The organism is Candidatus Omnitrophota bacterium (assembly GCA_016929445.1).
GTDB lineage: Bacteria > Omnitrophota > Gorgyraeia > JAFGIU01 > JAFGIU01 > JAFGIU01.
This window is the reverse complement of sequence record JAFGIU010000055.1, coordinates 36,922-51,869: the sequence shown is the minus strand read 5'-3', so window position 1 is coordinate 51,869 and position 14,948 is coordinate 36,922. Positions and strand designations below refer to the sequence as shown.

Here is a 14,948-nt window from a genome sequence, read left to right as displayed (position 1 = left end):
TACAGGATGAAACTTTTACTAAGAGGCAGTCTTTTGTTGGGTCTTTGCGGCATTTTAATTTGCTCTGGCTCCGATGCGTGGGCAAGGGATGATTGGCAGTTTTGGCAGGACACGGTCCTTCCTGTCTGCCAGAAGGGCAAATTCAGCAGTGAGTTTCTGCAGATCGTCCGATTCCGGGACGATATCTCCAAACTCCACTACACCGAATTCAAGACGAAGAATCTCTGGAAGCTCCATCCGAACTGTTTTGTGTCAGCCAACTACTCCTATATACAGAACCGGGGCACCGGGGATGATTGGAGCTGGGAGCACCGCCCCAGTGTGGAGATTTACCCGCGCGTGAGCCTGGGGGATTGGGGTTTGGAAAACCGCAGCCGGCTGGAGATGCGGATTCGCGAGCAGGATCCGGAGGATATCAATTATCGTTATAGGGGCCGGTTTCAGGTGAGTCACCCTCTGAAGATCCGGGGGCTTGAGATCAGTGCCTTCATCAACGACGAAATCTTTTACGATTTCCCGGCCGACAAGCTGAACCAGAACCGCTTTTTCTTAGGGACAACTGTTCCGGCAGGTAAAAACTGGCTGTTAACAGCCTCGTGGGGTGTGCAGAGCCTGCTTTCAGGAGAACACTGGAGCAGTAATCAAATCCTTCAGACCCAAGCCAAACTGAGATTCTAGGATGAAGTCAGGCCCTCTCCTCAAGACGCTGCTCTTTGCGTTGGCGGCGCTGTTTGCCGTGAGCTTGGTCAGCATTGCCTTCTCAATTGTCAGCGGGGTGGGTTTGGAGCCGCTCGTAGAAGTGGGTCTGGCCCGCTATTTTCCTTCCGAACATCTGGAGGTGGGAAAGATCGAGGGGGATCCCCGGCAGGGGTATGTGATCCACGGTCTTTTAGCCCGCAATCTGGATACCTTTCCTGAAGACAGCCAACTCCGTATCAAGAAGATGACCTTCAAACCTTCCTTCCCTTTGGGCTTGGGGAAGTTGGAGTTTCACCTACTCGACGGCCAGTTGCGCTGGCCGGGATCTGACCCCATTCTTATCGGCGGGGGGCAGGGGGCTGACGGCTTGCGTCTGAGCCTGTATTCAAAGGGGGCCTCCGTGCAGGGACTGATGGAGGTTTTGCCGGTGCATCCCGGATGGCAGGATCTGAGAGGCATGGTGAATGACGTGGACTTCTTATTGACCGGGGACTTGAAGCGGCCGGTGCTCCAGGGCAGTCTCCGAGTGGGGCGTCTGTCGAGGAAGAATCTGGAACTCGTGGATGTGCCCGGGGATGTGAGTCTGCAGTTGAGCGAGCTTTGGGGCGGCGCGCCGCAGGTCGAAGGGGATCTGCGTTTGTCCGGTGGGGAGGTCCATGTGGAGCATCTCCGGGTGCAGGTGCTGGAGAGTCATGTGCGGTTTTCCGGGGACCCGCTCAAACCGTACTTGGACCTGCGCGGACATACACGCATCAGGGCCACGCCTATTGATATCAAGATCCAGGGCGGGATTGAAGACCTGAAGCTCAAGGTGAGTTCGGATTCAGGTCTTCCCCAACATCGATTGCTGCTCCTGTTGGCGACAGGTAAGGATTGGCAGGGGGTGGAGACTGTGGCTGAGGGGCAACCGGTTTCAGCGAATTTGGCGGCAGACTTCATCGATTTCTTTCTCTTTGGCGGAAAGGCCCAACAGCTGCTGGAGAGCTTGGGAATTGTGGACTTCAATGTCCGGTATGATGAGAAAGGCAAAGGCGCGGGGGTGAAGACCGAGTTCGGAGAACGCGCCAATATGGGCTATCAGTATCAGGAAGAGGGCACGGGTGTTGACCGCACAACAAAGCATACAGTGGAGGCGGGGGTGAATGTGACGGAGACCATTTCCGTGAATGTGGAGAAGGACGTTAAGGGGCAGTCCGCTTTGACTGATGAATTGCAGACCGAGTCCACCGGAGGTATTCCTGTGGACCGGGTCAATGTGGAATATAAGAAGAAGTTCTAGGTTTCGGACGTGAAGATCTCGCCGAAGCGAATATCTTCGGCCGCCATCACCATGGCCGTGGCAGGATAACCGTCGGTAAGTTTCATCAGCTTCCGGTAATAGTCCTCGTAAGACTGTGTCTCTTCGCCCTCTTCCGGAGCGCGCATGCCCAGAAAGACCAGGCTTGCCCCGGAGGACGCTTCCCCGATCACCTCAAAAACGCTGCGTCCCTGGTGTGTGTAAACCTCCACCTCCACGTCCAATCGACTTTCTTCGAGGAACTTGAGAAGACCCTGCCGTACCTCTTCCTTGTCTTGTTCTTCATCGGCAATGGTTTTGATGTTAAGGCGTGAACCGGTCCATTCGGGGCTGTTTTGCAGGAGATAACCCAAGGCGAGCATCAGATGGGCGTTGTCGTTTGTCCGGCCTCCCCACCAAATATCAATACGGCTGTCCCGCGGCAATTCCATGGGCTCATCGTTTTCCCGCACAATGACCAGGTTGCGTTTGGAGCGGTGCGCCAGGCGTATCAGACGCACAAATTCCTCCACCTGCTCGTGTTTTTCAGTTTCTCCCAGCAAGACAGTGTTCGGCACAAGAGGGCCGAAACCGTAGGTTCGAATGAGCTCTTGCGCGCCTTGAAGAACGTTTTCGGCCGAATGGATTTTGACAAGAGACGGAATTTGGCGTTTCTTGAGGAATTCCTCGATAGACTTGCGCACGCTGGAAACTCGTTCTGCATCCGGTTCAGGGCCGGAAAGGATTGTGGCTACAGTGAGAAAACCCTTGCCGTGCGAGATGGCATCGGCCAAGGCAATCAAATACCATCGCATGGTGGGAGAGCCGCTCAAAACCAGAATATTGGGGCGCCAGGTGCGTTTGTCGGGTGAGTGGCGGGCCAAGGAGTAGATTGAGGAGCGCGCTGCCAGCATGAGGATACCCTGGCGAATATCGTGCCAGGTGGCATGCAGCCGTTGCTTGCGCATCAAGACATACAGACCGGCACAGGCGAAAACGGCCATAAAGGTGGCCCCGGCATTGATCATGAACATCATGGAAAAGCAGAGAAAAGCACCCATAAGGGAAACGCCCCAGTGTACCCGGAACTTAGGCCGCCAAGCAGGACTGGCGATGAACTCCTCAAAACCGGCACTCAGATTGAGCAGGCCATAAGACGTTAGAAAGAACATGGAGAGCACAGGGGCAATGACATTGAGGCCTCCCGAGAGCAGTCCTCCCACGCCAATCAGAAAGGCAGCAGCCACTGCGAATCGCGGGTCTTTGCCCGCTCCGAAACCCTTGCTAAAGAAGCGCGGAGCCACGCCGTCCTTAGCCATGGCTTGGAGAGTACGCGGGGCGCCCAGCAAAGCGCCGAGAGCGCTGGAAAGAGTGGCCCCCCAAAGACCGGCCAGAACGATATTCCCCCAGCGTGCGATTTCCCGCATGATCATGGGGTTAGCAAGCAAAACATTTTCGTCACGGATGATTCTTGCCAGGAAAAATGGAATGGCCATATAGACGAAGTAACTGGTGATGACAGCGCCCAGTGTGCCTCGGGGCAAAGCCTTGGCGGGGTCTTTTAAGTCTCCGGACATGGCCAGGCCTGCTTCAATGCCTGTGACTGCGGGGAAGAAGACTGCGAAAACAGTCCAGAAGGGGAGCTTGGAGACCGGAGACTCAGGACGGAGGACTTCGATATTTTGCGGCGGGGCTCCCAAGAAAAAAGAGGCCAATGAAAGTGCGATAAGCGTCAGGATCAAGAACTGCAGGCGCAATGCCAGATTGGCCGAACGGATTGCCAGCAAGGTGAGTACGGTGAGTACTGCGATCCCGAAGAGCTTAAAGGGCAAGAAGGGGCAGAGACTGACAACGGATTCTGCAAAACCCGCTATATAGAAGGAAATCCCCAGAGCCTGCGCCAGGAAGAGCGGCCAACCCACTGCGGCTCCCGCTTCCAGCCCCAAGGAGCGGGACAGGATGTAGTAGGCGCCCCCGCCTTTCACCTGCATGTTGGACGCGAGTGCAGAGATCGACAATGCGGTGAGCAGGGTAATGGAGGTGGAGAGGGTCACAATGACTAAGGTGAGAAACAGGCCCACATTGCCCAGCACCCAGCCGAAGCGCAGGTACATAATGACGCCGAGGATGGTGAGCAAGCTGGGCGTGTAGACGCCCTTGAACGCACCGAACTGATAGCCAGTGTGAGAGTTGGGGAAAGAGGCCCCGTTGGAGACGGACTTTTCTGCCATGATGAATGACGCATTATAGCATGCGGTGCCAGGCACCCGTGCCTGACACCGGTGCCTGACACCCGTGCCTGACACCGGAGTTGCACCGGAGTTGCGCGGCCTGCTCAGTTTCGTATAATAGTCGGCACTCACCATTTTTCGGACAAATCAACAAAGGAGAGAATCATGGAGGAAGTCGGAAGCAAAATCAACGAACTGGTCACGCTTTACGGCCTCAATGTCTTGGCTGCAATCGTCATTTTTGTCGTGGGTAAATGGGTGGCCCGATGGGTGTCGGATGTAACGGCCAAACTCATGACCAAGGCCAAGGTGGATGCGGCCCTTGTGAGCTTTGTGCAGCACTTGGCCTATGTGGCTTTGATGGTTTTTGTGATCATTGCCGCCATCGGCAAGCTGGGGGTGCAGACCACTTCCTTTATTGCTGTATTGGGTGCTGCGGGTTTGGCAGTCGGCCTGGCGCTACAAGGCTCCTTGAGTAATTTTGCTGCGGGAGTGCTGATCGTGCTCTTCAAGCCCTTTAAGGCCGGTGATTTTATCGAAGCCGGCGGCGCCATGGGCACGGTCAAGGAGATCCAAATTTTTTGCACAATTCTGGCTTCCCCGGACAATCGAAAGATCATTGTTCCGAATTCCGGGATTATGGGCGGCAACATTACCAACTTTAGCGGCAATGAAACCCGCCGCGTGGATATGGTCTTTGGCATCTCCTATGGCGATGATATTCCTAAGGCCAAGAAGGTTCTGATGCAGGTTGTGAGTTCCTATCCGACCGTTCTGAAAGATCCGGAACCGACGATTGCGGTGAAGGAATTGGCAGACAGCAGCGTCAACTTTGCGGTGCGGCCCTGGGTCAATGGGGCGGATTACTGGGGTACTTGGTTTGGGATTACCGAGGCGGTGAAGATGGAATTCGACAAGCAGGGCATCAGTATTCCGTTCCCGCAGCACGATCTGCACGTGAAGACGAGCGAGATGACCTTTACCGGCGCAACCGGCAAGGAGGCCGTGGCTCGATAGAGCTGGTCTAGTACCAGGGACGGTTCTCGCGGACCCCTTGTGCCGCAAGGGGTTATGCGAGGCCTGTCCCCCCTTGACTTCGACCCTGCTGAAAGGTATATTTGTCAGACTATGTTAGAAATGTTTCGAACCCACAGCGCAGGAATCCCTAACGCCGTAAAAAATAGCACGGTGAAGGGGCTTTTTGCGCCCATGTGCCTTGAGCTTATCCAGCGCCATGCCTGGATTACCGGCCCTGCTGCGGGTTCGAAGGAGGAGATCTTCTAGCATCAACTGAATAGAGAATCGAGTTCCGAACCCGCTGTTGGGCCCGCGCCCGGCAGCGGGTTTTTTGTTGGGGACAGTTGCGAAATCGCCCAAATACTGCGTTGTTTCCTTCGATTCCTTGTGCGAAGTACTCCCAGTACTCCTCCGTGGTCGTTCGGAAAGGCCTTGTCTTTGGACGATTTGGCAACAGTTCGCTTACCAGACACAAACAACAAAAGGAGAGAAGCATGAACAAAACACTACAAAACAAGCACCAGAACACCCCGGTCCGTTATGTGAAGAAGAACCCGCTCAAGCTCACGGCATTGCTGTACCTGAGGGAGGCGCTGCTGTGGGAGGAGTACGAGCAGTGTCCCGAGCTCATCGGCCTGGCCTGCGAGCTGGGCGCCCAGGACTTTGAGGTCCGGGACCTGTTGGAGGACCCTCGGCGGAGACCGGGGTAAGCGGAAAGGGGACGGTTCTCACAAAACCTCATGTCTCACAATGGGTTGGCGAGAACCGTCCCTGATTTGCGTATTCCCGGGTGTCAGGCACCCGCTCCGCAAAGTTTGCTTCCCCTTCGACAAGCTCAGGGTCGCAATGACGGACTGTGGTGCCTGACACCTTCATGGGAGATGTGTGCATCGATGCTTTGGAGTACAATAGCCCCCCAATGGAAAAGCCTAAAGACACGCCGCCTCAGGCCAAAATTCTTATCGTGGACGACGAGCCGGAGCTGCGCCAGAGTATCCGGGAGGTTCTTGAGGCCCACAATTACCAAGTGATTGCGGCGCGGGACGGGCAGGAGGGTTTGGCGCGGGCTTTGAATGAGTCTCCGGATCTGATCATTCTCGATGTGCGCATGCCGCGTATGGACGGTTTTGCCATGCTCAGCCGCCTGCGCAATCGCGAACATACGGCAGAGATTCCGGTGGTTATGCTTACGGCCAAGGGGGAGACCCCGGCAATCTTTGAGGCGGAAAAACTCAAGGCCACGGACTATTTTATTAAGCCCTTTGATTTGGGAAAGCTTCTGAGCTATATCAAACGTCATTTGCGTGAGGCAGAACCCGGTTAGTCTGCGGGGACACAATGTCTCAGTCTAACCGACAGATTGTGTCCCCGGACAGGGACCGCTATACTGAAAACCGCCATGCCAAAGACCACTCCCAAGTCCCCTAAGAGCCTGGAAGAAAAGGAAGAGATCTTCCGGAAATATGTTTTGGGCAAGGGCCTAAAGTTCACCCGGGAGCGGCGCGAGATTCTCAAGACTTTGCCCGGCTATGACCGGCATTTTGACTTTGACGCGGAGTATCTCTTGCTGCGCGCCAGGGAGAAAGATTTGCGCATCTCACGGGACACGATCTACCGCACGCTGCCTCTATTAGTGGAAAGCGGATTGATCCGGAAGGTGCTGGAGGGTTCGGGCCGGCATAGCCGTTACGAGGTGATGCACGGCCGTATTCACCACGAGCATTTGATTTGTACCGAGTGCGGAGCCGTGATCGAATTCGTCAATGAGGAGATCGAACGGCTCCAGGACGGGGTCTGCCAAAAATACGGTTTTGAACCTATCAGTCACAGCCTCAATATCTTCGGACGTTGCAAGAATCACTCCTGAATCCCACGGCTCAAGAAGTGCTTGGATTTTCTTTTGGAACATGATATACATCATATTCAATAGTACCCAAAAGTACTATATGTAGAGGTCGCGTAATCAATATCACCTAAATATAGTAATTTGGAAAGGGGGGGCATATGGCGGTGAAGGAGGCCAAGAATCAGGAAAAACTTGAGGATTTGGGCCCGGGCAAGGCACAGGTCGAGGAGCTGCAGGAAAACAAGGGGATACGGGTCGAACGCCGGTTTACGACCCCTGGGGTGAGTCCTTTTGACGAGGTCCAATGGGAGAAGCGCACAGCCCTCATACAAAATGACAAGGGCGAAGTTATTTTCGAACAAACGGACATTGATGTCCCTGATTTCTGGTCTCAGCTCGCCACAAACGTAGTCTCCTCCAAATACTTCCGCGGCAAACCCGACAGCGAGGATCGCGAGACCAGCATCCGCCAGCTGATTTCGCGTGTGGTCAAACAGATTGTGGAGTGGGGAATCAAACAGGAGTACTTTGCCGGCCCTGAAGATCAAGAGGCCTTTGACGCCGAGCTGACGCACCTCCTCCTTTTCCAGAAGCTTTCCTTCAATTCTCCGGTTTGGTTCAATGTGGGTGTGGAAGAGCACCCGCAGTGTTCGGCCTGCTTCATCAATTCCATTGAAGATTCCATGAGCAGTATTCTCGATTTGGCCAAGACCGAGGGCATGCTTTTTAAGTGGGGTTCGGGTTCCGGAACCAATCTGTCTCCGTTGCGCTCCAGCCGTGAATCCGTGGCGGGCGGCGGCAAGGCTTCCGGACCGGTTTCTTTTATGCGCGGTTTTGATGCCTTTGCTGGTGTCATCAAGTCCGGCGGCAAAACGCGGCGTGCTGCCAAAATGGTGATCCTTAATGCAGAGCACCCCGATATTCGGGATTTTGTGGCCTGCAAAGTGGAAGAAGAAAAGAAGGCCTGGGCGCTGATCGATGCCGGTTATGACGGAAGCTTTAGCGGTGAGGCTTATAATTCGGTTTTTTTCCAGAATTCCAACAATTCCGTGCGCGTGCCGGATGAGTTCATGCATGCGGCAGTGGATGACCGGAAATGGAGTACGCGTGCGGTTAAGACGCGTGAAACCATTGAAACTTTCCCGGCGCGGGATCTGTTGCGTCAGATCTCCGAGGCCACACATATTTGCGGCGATCCGGGATTGCAGTTCGATACCACAGTGAACACTTGGCATACCTGCCCGAATAGCGGCCGCATTAACGCCTCCAATCCCTGCAGTGAGTACATGTTCTTGGACGACACGGCCTGCAATCTCGCTTCATTGAACCTATTGAAGTTCATTGATGATGAAGGTGTGTTTGATTGCAAGGGCTTTAGGGATGCAGTGCGGATTTCCATTCTGGCCCAGGAGATCGTCGTGGATAACGCGAGTTATCCTCGCCCGCGCATTGCGCAACGCAGCCACGATTACCGGACACTGGGTTTGGGTTATGCGAACCTGGGAGCGCTTTTGATGGCTCAGGGTTTGGCTTATGACAGCGACGCAGGCCGGGAGTATGCGGGAGCGTTGACCGCGCTGATGACGGGTGAGGCCTATCGCGTGTCTGCGGAAATTGCGGAAAGCATGGGCCCTTTTCCTCACTATCGCATCAACCGTCAGCCCATGCTGAGTGTGATTGCCATGCACCAGAAAGCGGCCGAAGACTTGGAAACAAGCAATATCCCTGAAGGTCTTTTCAAGGAAGTGAAGCTGGTTTGGGAGGAGGCCCTGAAGCTTGGTGAGAAACACGGTTATCGCAATGCGCAGGTGACCGTATTGGCGCCCACAGGAACCATCGCTTTTATGATGGATTGTGACACCACGGGCGTGGAGCCGGATATTGCCCTGGTCAAGTACAAGAAATTGGTGGGTGGTGGATTGCTGAAGATCGTGAACCACACAGTGCCGCGCGCTCTCAAGAAGTTGGGTTATAGCGAAAAGGAAGTCGGCGAGATCATCGAATACATAGACGAGCACGGGACCATTGAGGGGGCGCCCGGCTTGCTGGATGAGCACCTGCCTGTATTTGATTGCGCTTTCAAGCCTGAGAACGGGAATCGCAGTATCCACTATATGGGGCATGTCCGTATGATGGGGGCCACCCAGCCCTTTATCAGCGGCGCAATCTCCAAGACCGTGAACATGCCGCAGGAAGCCACAGTCGATGAAATCATGGAGACGTATATCGAAGCATGGCGGCAGGGTCTGAAGGCAGTGGCGATCTATCGCGATAATTCCAAACGCACCCAACCTTTGAACACAGGCTTGGATAAGAAGAAGGAGGAAGAGAAACAGGCCCTTCGTTTTGCGCGCCGCCGCCGATTGCCGGATGAGCGTCCGGCCATTACGCACAAGTTCAGTGTGGGAGGGCACGAGGGATATATTACTGTCGGGACTTATGAGGAAAACCGGCCGGGTGAGGTCTTCATCAAGATGTCCAAGGAGGGCTCTACTATCTCGGGTTTGGTGGATTGTTTTGCCACGGCGGTCTCTCTGGCCCTGCAGTACGGTGTGCCTCTGGAAGTCTTGGTGAATAAGTTTACGCATACGCGGTTTGAACCTTCGGGTGTGACCAACAATCCGCAGATTCGTTTTGCCAAGTCCATCATGGACTATGTTTTCCGCTATCTGGGGTACAAATTTCCCTTGGATACTGACGCTCCGCAAACTCCGGTGGATCCGGCGATAGAGGCCAAGGCCGAGGCAGCTGTGGCTTCGGTTACCCAGAATATGACCGGGGGCAGCACCTCCACTCTTTCTGCATCCAGTTTGGAGGAGAGCGAAAAGAGGATCTTCTTGGCTCAGGCCGATGCGCCGCCCTGCAGCGAATGCGGGAGCATTATGGTGCGCAACGGCTCTTGCTATAAGTGTCTGAATTGCGGGAGTACTTCCGGCTGTAGTTAGTTTTGCGCCAGGGGACACATCTCCGCGTGAGATGTGTCCCCTGAAGTTATGATGTCATCCCGAGCGTAGCGAAGGGATCTTTGTTCCGTACAGATCACTTCACTGTGCTTGCGATGACATTTTGGTTTTCTGGTATACTTTCCATTATGAACTACGATGTCCGCACCAATCCGGGGCTGCTCAAGCTCGATCTTTACTGTAAAGGAATGCGCCTGGACGACCCGAGTCTGATAGAAGACCAGGGCGGGCGTAAGATTTTGCGTATGCGCGCGGGCCTGGGCTCGGGCCTGGAAGCGATTCTTCCTCACGGTCTCTGGACCAATATCCCGGTCAGCGAAGACTTCACCAGGCAATCTCCCTATTTCCTCCGTTTTGATGAAGGTGAATTTATGATTCACCATGACGAAATCGGCCCCATTGCGCCTATTCGCTTGGCGCCCGGCCCGAGCTGGTATTCCCAAAAGACGGCTACCGGAAAGCCGATGTCCAGCATAGGTTCTCTGCAAGGCACCTATCTGGGGATTTATCCTGCAAAGGTCTGCGAACACTGGCTTACAAATCCCAAGCAGGAATGCAAGTTCTGTTCCGTGGGTCTTAATTTGGGACAGGATGACTCTGACGAGAAGTCCGTGGACGAAGTCGTGGAAGTCGTTAAGACGGCCCGCAAGGAATCCGGAATTACCTATGTGGATTTCAACACCGGGCACTACGAGGGCGACACGTATCTGGACATCCTCGAGCCCTATATCAAGAGGGTGAAGGAGGAAACAGGGGTGCTCATCGGCATTCAAACACCTCCGCACCATGACCTCAAACGCTATCAGGAGCTCCGGCGTATTGGGGTGAATCGCGTGTCCTTTTGTTTTGAACTCATGAACCGGGAGAAATTCGAGGAAGTGTGCCCGGGCAAGGCCCGGGTTTACGGGCTCGATCGCTACTTGGAAGCCGTGGAGTATTGCGCCCAGCAGGTAAAGCCCACGGGACGCGGTTTTGAACCCTGGGTCACGAACGGTGAAATCATCGCCGGTCTCGAACCTGTGGAAGACTCCATCAAGGCCGTCAATTGGATTACCCAGGTCGGCGCCATCCCTACCGTCTGTGTGTTCCGTCCTCTCAAAGGAACCTCTTATGAGAAGGTCCCTCCTCCTGAAACTGAAGACATGATCCCCATTTTCAGCCGCGTCTATTCAGCGTGCATGGAAAAGGGATATCCCATTGGTGTGGCTCCTAATATCCATGTGTCTTTGGTGATGTTGCCGGAGGAGTGCCGGTGGCTTCAGGATAATCCCAACCGCTTTTGGTTGGGTGAACTCAAACTCAAGCTCATGCGCAAGGTCTTTGCGGCCCAGTTCGGCCGCGAACTCGTCTGAGCCGGTTCTTGCCAAACGCAAAATTCTTCCCTACAGTTGATTTCTATCATGAAACGTCCTGATCTTGGTTTGCTTCTGATTTTGATTCTCTTGGCGGGCGCTATCTTTGGTCTTTACTTGAATCGCCCGCATGTTGCTGTGGAGGCCTATGCGATCCCCAAAGAGGAAAGCGCAATGCCGCCGGTGCAGGCTGCCGCGGGCATTTTCCCTCCCTCTGCGCGTCCCCGGTGGGAGACCCCGGACCGCTGGCAGGAACTTCCGGCTTCCGGTATGCGCTTGGCTAGTTTTAGGATTGCCGGGACAGGAGGCGCGGAGGCCGATGTGTCAGTTATTGTGTTGGCAGGTGAGGCCGGCGGTCTCTTGGCTAACGTGAACCGGTGGCGCGGGCAAATCGGCTTGGATCCGGTGGATGAGTCTGGGTTGCGGGATCAGATACAAGCCTTTGAATTTCGGGGACATAGCGCCACTTTGGTGGAAGTGGTGAGCGAAGCAGCCCCGGCCGTTGACAGGCAAAAGCAAGCTATCTTTGTGGCCATAGTTCCCCACCAGGGACAACAGTATTTCTTCAAGTTGAGTGGTGAAGCGGAACTCGTTTTGTCTGAAAAGGAGAGTCTGAAGGCCTTCTTGCAAAGCTTCGGATTTGAATGATGATGAAGCTTTTCATCAAATTCTTTTCATCCTTGTCCTTGACCCTGGTCTGCTTGTGTCTGTTGATGGCCTTAGTTTTTATCGGGACCCTGGATCAGGTTAATTTGGGAATTTTCGCTGCGCAGAAGAAGTACTTCGAAAGCCTTTTTGTTTACCTGCCGGTTCATCATCTCAAGATTCCGGTTTTGCCCGGAGGCGGGCTGCTCACAGCACTCCTATCCGTCAATCTCATTACTGTCCTCTATACACGGTATCCGCTGCGGCTGAAGTATTTGGGATTATGGTTGACTCATTCGGGCCTCCTGGTCTTGATGGTGGGCGGAGGGGTGAGCACCTTTATGGCCACTGAGAGCTATATGTCGATCGAGGAGGGGCAGACCAAGCAATACTCCGAGAGTTTTCATTATGTGGAGCTGGCTGTGATCAATACTTCCGCGCCCGGTTTGGACCGGGTGGTGAGTATCCCTTATCACATTCTCAGAAAACAAGGGCGAATCACGCAGGATTTGCTGCCCTTTGAGGTGCATATTAGGGCCTTTCTTCCCAACGCCAAATTGGCCATGGGAGAGAGCCCTGCGAACAGGTTTGGAAATCTTCCTGAGGTGAACCGGGGGATCGGGACGCAAATTCAGGTGCAACCCGTGCCGCCGTTTCAAAGCGATGATGCAGACAACAATGAAACCGCTTTCGTTGAGTTTATCGCCGGGGGAAAATCCCTGGGCACTTGGTTGGTTTCGCGGCTATTGGGATCGCCTCAACAGTTGAGCTATGCCGGTTCAGACTATCAGATTTATCTCCGGCCAAAACGCTATTACAATGAATATACACTTACCCTCAAGGATTTTAGCCATGATTCTTACCCAGGCACCTCCATTCCGAAGAATTTCTCGAGCCTAGTCCTTTTGGAGGACCCCTCTCAAGGCGAAGAGCGCGAAGTGCTTATCTATATGAACAATCCGTTGCGATACAGGGGCAAGACTTACTATCAGTCCAGCTACGGCAAGAACAACACTTTGTCGATCCTGCAGGTGGTGGAAAATCCCGGTTGGCTTTTTCCCTATATCGCATGTCTCTTGATTTCCCTGGGTCTCTCGGTCCATTTCATGCAAGTTTTGGCGGGCTTTGCCAAGAGGAGGCCGCTTTGAAGAGATTTCTCCCAACCGCGATTGTTGTTTTATTCGCGCTTTATCTTGCAGCCGCCCTCAAGCCGGGGAGCCGGAGTGAATTTGATATTCAGGGCTTCGGCAGATTGCCGGTTTTGCACAATGGCCGTATCAAGCCTATGGATTCCGTGGCCAGAAACGCATTGATTTTGATTCGGGGAAAGCAGTTCTTTCGCAATGAGGGCACAAGAATGAGTGCTGCGGAGTGGCTGCTGCGGGTTGCGTCCCGGGGGCCGGAGGCAGATTCAGACCCCGTGTTCCGGCTCCATAATCCTGATGTCAAAGTACTGCTGGGTGTCCAGGACTTTAAGAGAAAGTACTTCTCATACAACGATTTCAAGCCCTTCATAGACCAGATTGCTTATCAAGCCGGGCGTGCCCGGCAATATGACCAGAAGATATGGTCTGCGTATCAGCGTTCTATTGTCCAACTGGACGGCCGTCTCAATCTGTATTCCCGCCTTCGCCACACGTTTTTTCTCAAGAGCCCGGATCAAAGTATCGAAGAGTCTCTGAATCAATATGTTGAGGTGGAGCGGATGGAGATGAAGTTTGTTGATCGCATGTCTTACATGTCTGTCTTGCCGCCAATGCAGGGCGAGGATCCCCATGGATGGCTGTCTTTAGGCGCAGGACTGGATGCATCTGTGGAAACAGGGGAGTTCCATCCGGTCCTCCTTCTGTACGCCAAGGCTTTTGACGCGTTTGCAGCCGGAGACGCGGGTGAGTTTAACCGGGCGATCGAAGAGTTGGATCACTTCCACAGCCGGCGCTCCGAACGGATTAGCAGGCGTGCAGGCTACGAAGTGGTATTCAACCGTTTCCAACCGTTTTACCAGAGCCTGGTTCTGTACGTGATTTGCTTTTTGCTGGTGATTCTGTCTTGGTTGTTGTGGCCCCAAACGCTTTCCCGCACGAGTTATTACCTATTGCTTCTGGCCTTCAGCGTGCATACAGTGGGTTTGATTTCAAGAATGGTTCTTCAAGGACGGCCTCCGGTGACGAATCTTTACTCCTCTGCGGTATTCGTGGGATGGGCTTCCATTTTATTGGGAATTGGACTGGAGGGGTTCTTCAGAAACCGGATCGGGAATCTGGTTTGTTCGGCCATTGGTTTTGTTACATTAATTATTGCTCATCATCTCTCCCTGCAAGGCGATACTTTGGAGATGATGCAGGCGGTTTTGGATTCCAATTTTTGGCTGTCTACCCATGTGGTGACGGTTACCATGGGTTATAGCGCGACTTTGCTCGCCGGAGCCCTGGCTATCTTCTACATTTTGAAAGGAGTGTTTACTCGTAACTTCCCCCCGGCACTCAAAGCCGAGCTCTTCCGAATGGTCTTTGGGGTCGTGTGTTTCGGCCTCCTGTTCAGCTTTGTGGGAACGGTGCTGGGAGGAATCTGGGCGGACCAGTCTTGGGGCCGTTTCTGGGGCTGGGATCCCAAGGAGAACGGGGCGCTGCTCATTGTCTTGTGGAATGCGATTATTTTGCATGCCCTCAAGGGACGGTTTATTCGCGAGCAGGGCTTGATGGTCATGTGCGTTTTCGGCAATGTGATCACCAGCTTTTCGTGGTTTGGTGTCAATATGCTGGGCGTGGGGCTTCACTCCTATGGCTTCATGAACCGGGCCTTTGTCTGGCTTGTACTTTTTGTGTTGAGCCAGCTCGTGATTATCGGCCTTGGCTTGCGGAAATTCCGCATTTTGGGTGTGAGTGAATAGCGCTGTGCAGACTGCCACACCGGGACGAG

Annotated in this window: 13 protein-coding genes; 12 read left to right on the top strand and 1 reads right to left on the bottom strand. The window is 54.0% G+C overall.

Features of this window, described 5'->3' with window-relative positions:
• Positions 1-6: 6 nt before the first annotated feature.
• Positions 7-678, top strand: coding sequence for a DUF2490 domain-containing protein (locus JW937_04715; GenBank protein MBN1586714.1), 672 nt, complete (start codon positions 7-9; stop codon positions 676-678).
• Position 679: 1 nt separating this feature from the next.
• Entirely contained in the window at positions 680-1,978 is a 1,299-nt protein-coding gene (locus JW937_04710) for a translocation/assembly module TamB domain-containing protein (GenBank protein ID MBN1586713.1), read from the top strand.
• Here JW937_04710 and JW937_04705 read toward each other — a convergent pair.
• Entirely contained in the window at positions 1,975-4,206 is a 2,232-nt protein-coding gene (locus JW937_04705; protein MBN1586712.1) for an amino acid permease, read from the bottom strand. The genes JW937_04710 and JW937_04705 overlap by 4 nt on opposite strands.
• A 165-nt stretch (positions 4,207-4,371) precedes the next feature.
• Between JW937_04705 and JW937_04700 the strand changes: the two genes are divergently transcribed.
• The 10 genes from JW937_04700 (at position 4,372) to ccsA (ending at position 14,919) form a co-directional block, all read left to right on the top strand.
• Positions 4,372-5,223, top strand: a complete 852-nt coding sequence (locus tag JW937_04700) for a mechanosensitive ion channel (protein ID MBN1586711.1) — start codon at positions 4,372-4,374, stop codon at positions 5,221-5,223.
• Between the two features lie 120 nt (positions 5,224-5,343).
• A complete protein-coding gene (locus tag JW937_04695; GenBank protein ID MBN1586710.1) occupies positions 5,344-5,490 on the top strand; it encodes a hypothetical protein in 147 nt (48 codons plus the stop codon).
• Positions 5,491-5,717: 227 nt separating this feature from the next.
• A complete protein-coding gene (locus JW937_04690; protein MBN1586709.1) occupies positions 5,718-5,933 on the top strand; it encodes a hypothetical protein in 216 nt (71 codons plus the stop codon).
• A 146-nt stretch (positions 5,934-6,079) separates the two neighbouring features.
• A complete protein-coding gene (locus JW937_04685) occupies positions 6,080-6,547 on the top strand; it encodes a response regulator (protein ID MBN1586708.1) in 468 nt (155 codons plus the stop codon).
• A gap of 75 nt (positions 6,548-6,622) precedes the next feature.
• The gene (locus tag JW937_04680; GenBank protein ID MBN1586707.1) at positions 6,623-7,090 is read left to right on the top strand and encodes a transcriptional repressor; all 468 of its coding nucleotides are present in this window, start codon (positions 6,623-6,625) and stop codon (positions 7,088-7,090) included.
• Positions 7,091-7,227: 137 nt separating this feature from the next.
• Positions 7,228-10,014, top strand: coding sequence for a vitamin B12-dependent ribonucleotide reductase (locus JW937_04675; GenBank protein ID MBN1586706.1), 2,787 nt, complete (start codon positions 7,228-7,230; stop codon positions 10,012-10,014).
• 146 nt (positions 10,015-10,160) lie between these two features.
• A complete protein-coding gene (locus tag JW937_04670) occupies positions 10,161-11,384 on the top strand; it encodes a radical SAM protein (protein MBN1586705.1) in 1,224 nt (407 codons plus the stop codon).
• A gap of 48 nt (positions 11,385-11,432) precedes the next feature.
• A complete protein-coding gene (locus JW937_04665; GenBank protein MBN1586704.1) occupies positions 11,433-12,032 on the top strand; it encodes a hypothetical protein in 600 nt (199 codons plus the stop codon).
• Positions 12,029-13,177, top strand: a complete 1,149-nt coding sequence (locus JW937_04660; protein ID MBN1586703.1) for a cytochrome c biogenesis protein ResB — start codon at positions 12,029-12,031, stop codon at positions 13,175-13,177. Before JW937_04665 ends, JW937_04660 begins: the two co-directional genes overlap by 4 nt.
• Entirely contained in the window at positions 13,174-14,919 is a 1,746-nt protein-coding gene (ccsA, locus tag JW937_04655) for a cytochrome c biogenesis protein CcsA (protein MBN1586702.1), read from the top strand. Before JW937_04660 ends, ccsA begins: the two co-directional genes overlap by 4 nt.
• Positions 14,920-14,948 lie beyond the last annotated feature (29 nt).

What these genes read in the sequence shown, in the direction of transcription:
- JW937_04715 (MBN1586714.1), top strand. Translation starts at nt 7, where the DNA reads ATGAAACTTTTACTAAGAGGCAGTCTTTTGTTGGGTCTTTGCGGCATT.
- JW937_04710 (MBN1586713.1), top strand. Translation starts at nt 680, where the DNA reads ATGAAGTCAGGCCCTCTCCTCAAGACGCTGCTCTTTGCGTTGGCGGCG.
- JW937_04705 (MBN1586712.1), bottom strand. Translation starts at nt 4,206, where the DNA reads ATGGCAGAAAAGTCCGTCTCCAACGGGGCCTCTTTCCCCAACTCTCAC.
- JW937_04700 (MBN1586711.1), top strand. Translation starts at nt 4,372, where the DNA reads ATGGAGGAAGTCGGAAGCAAAATCAACGAACTGGTCACGCTTTACGGC.
- JW937_04695 (MBN1586710.1), top strand. Translation starts at nt 5,344, where the DNA reads ATGTTTCGAACCCACAGCGCAGGAATCCCTAACGCCGTAAAAAATAGC.
- JW937_04690 (MBN1586709.1), top strand. Translation starts at nt 5,718, where the DNA reads ATGAACAAAACACTACAAAACAAGCACCAGAACACCCCGGTCCGTTAT.
- JW937_04680 (MBN1586707.1), top strand. Translation starts at nt 6,623, where the DNA reads ATGCCAAAGACCACTCCCAAGTCCCCTAAGAGCCTGGAAGAAAAGGAA.
- JW937_04675 (MBN1586706.1), top strand. Translation starts at nt 7,228, where the DNA reads ATGGCGGTGAAGGAGGCCAAGAATCAGGAAAAACTTGAGGATTTGGGC.
- JW937_04670 (MBN1586705.1), top strand. Translation starts at nt 10,161, where the DNA reads ATGAACTACGATGTCCGCACCAATCCGGGGCTGCTCAAGCTCGATCTT.
- JW937_04665 (MBN1586704.1), top strand. Translation starts at nt 11,433, where the DNA reads ATGAAACGTCCTGATCTTGGTTTGCTTCTGATTTTGATTCTCTTGGCG.
- JW937_04660 (MBN1586703.1), top strand. Translation starts at nt 12,029, where the DNA reads ATGATGATGAAGCTTTTCATCAAATTCTTTTCATCCTTGTCCTTGACC.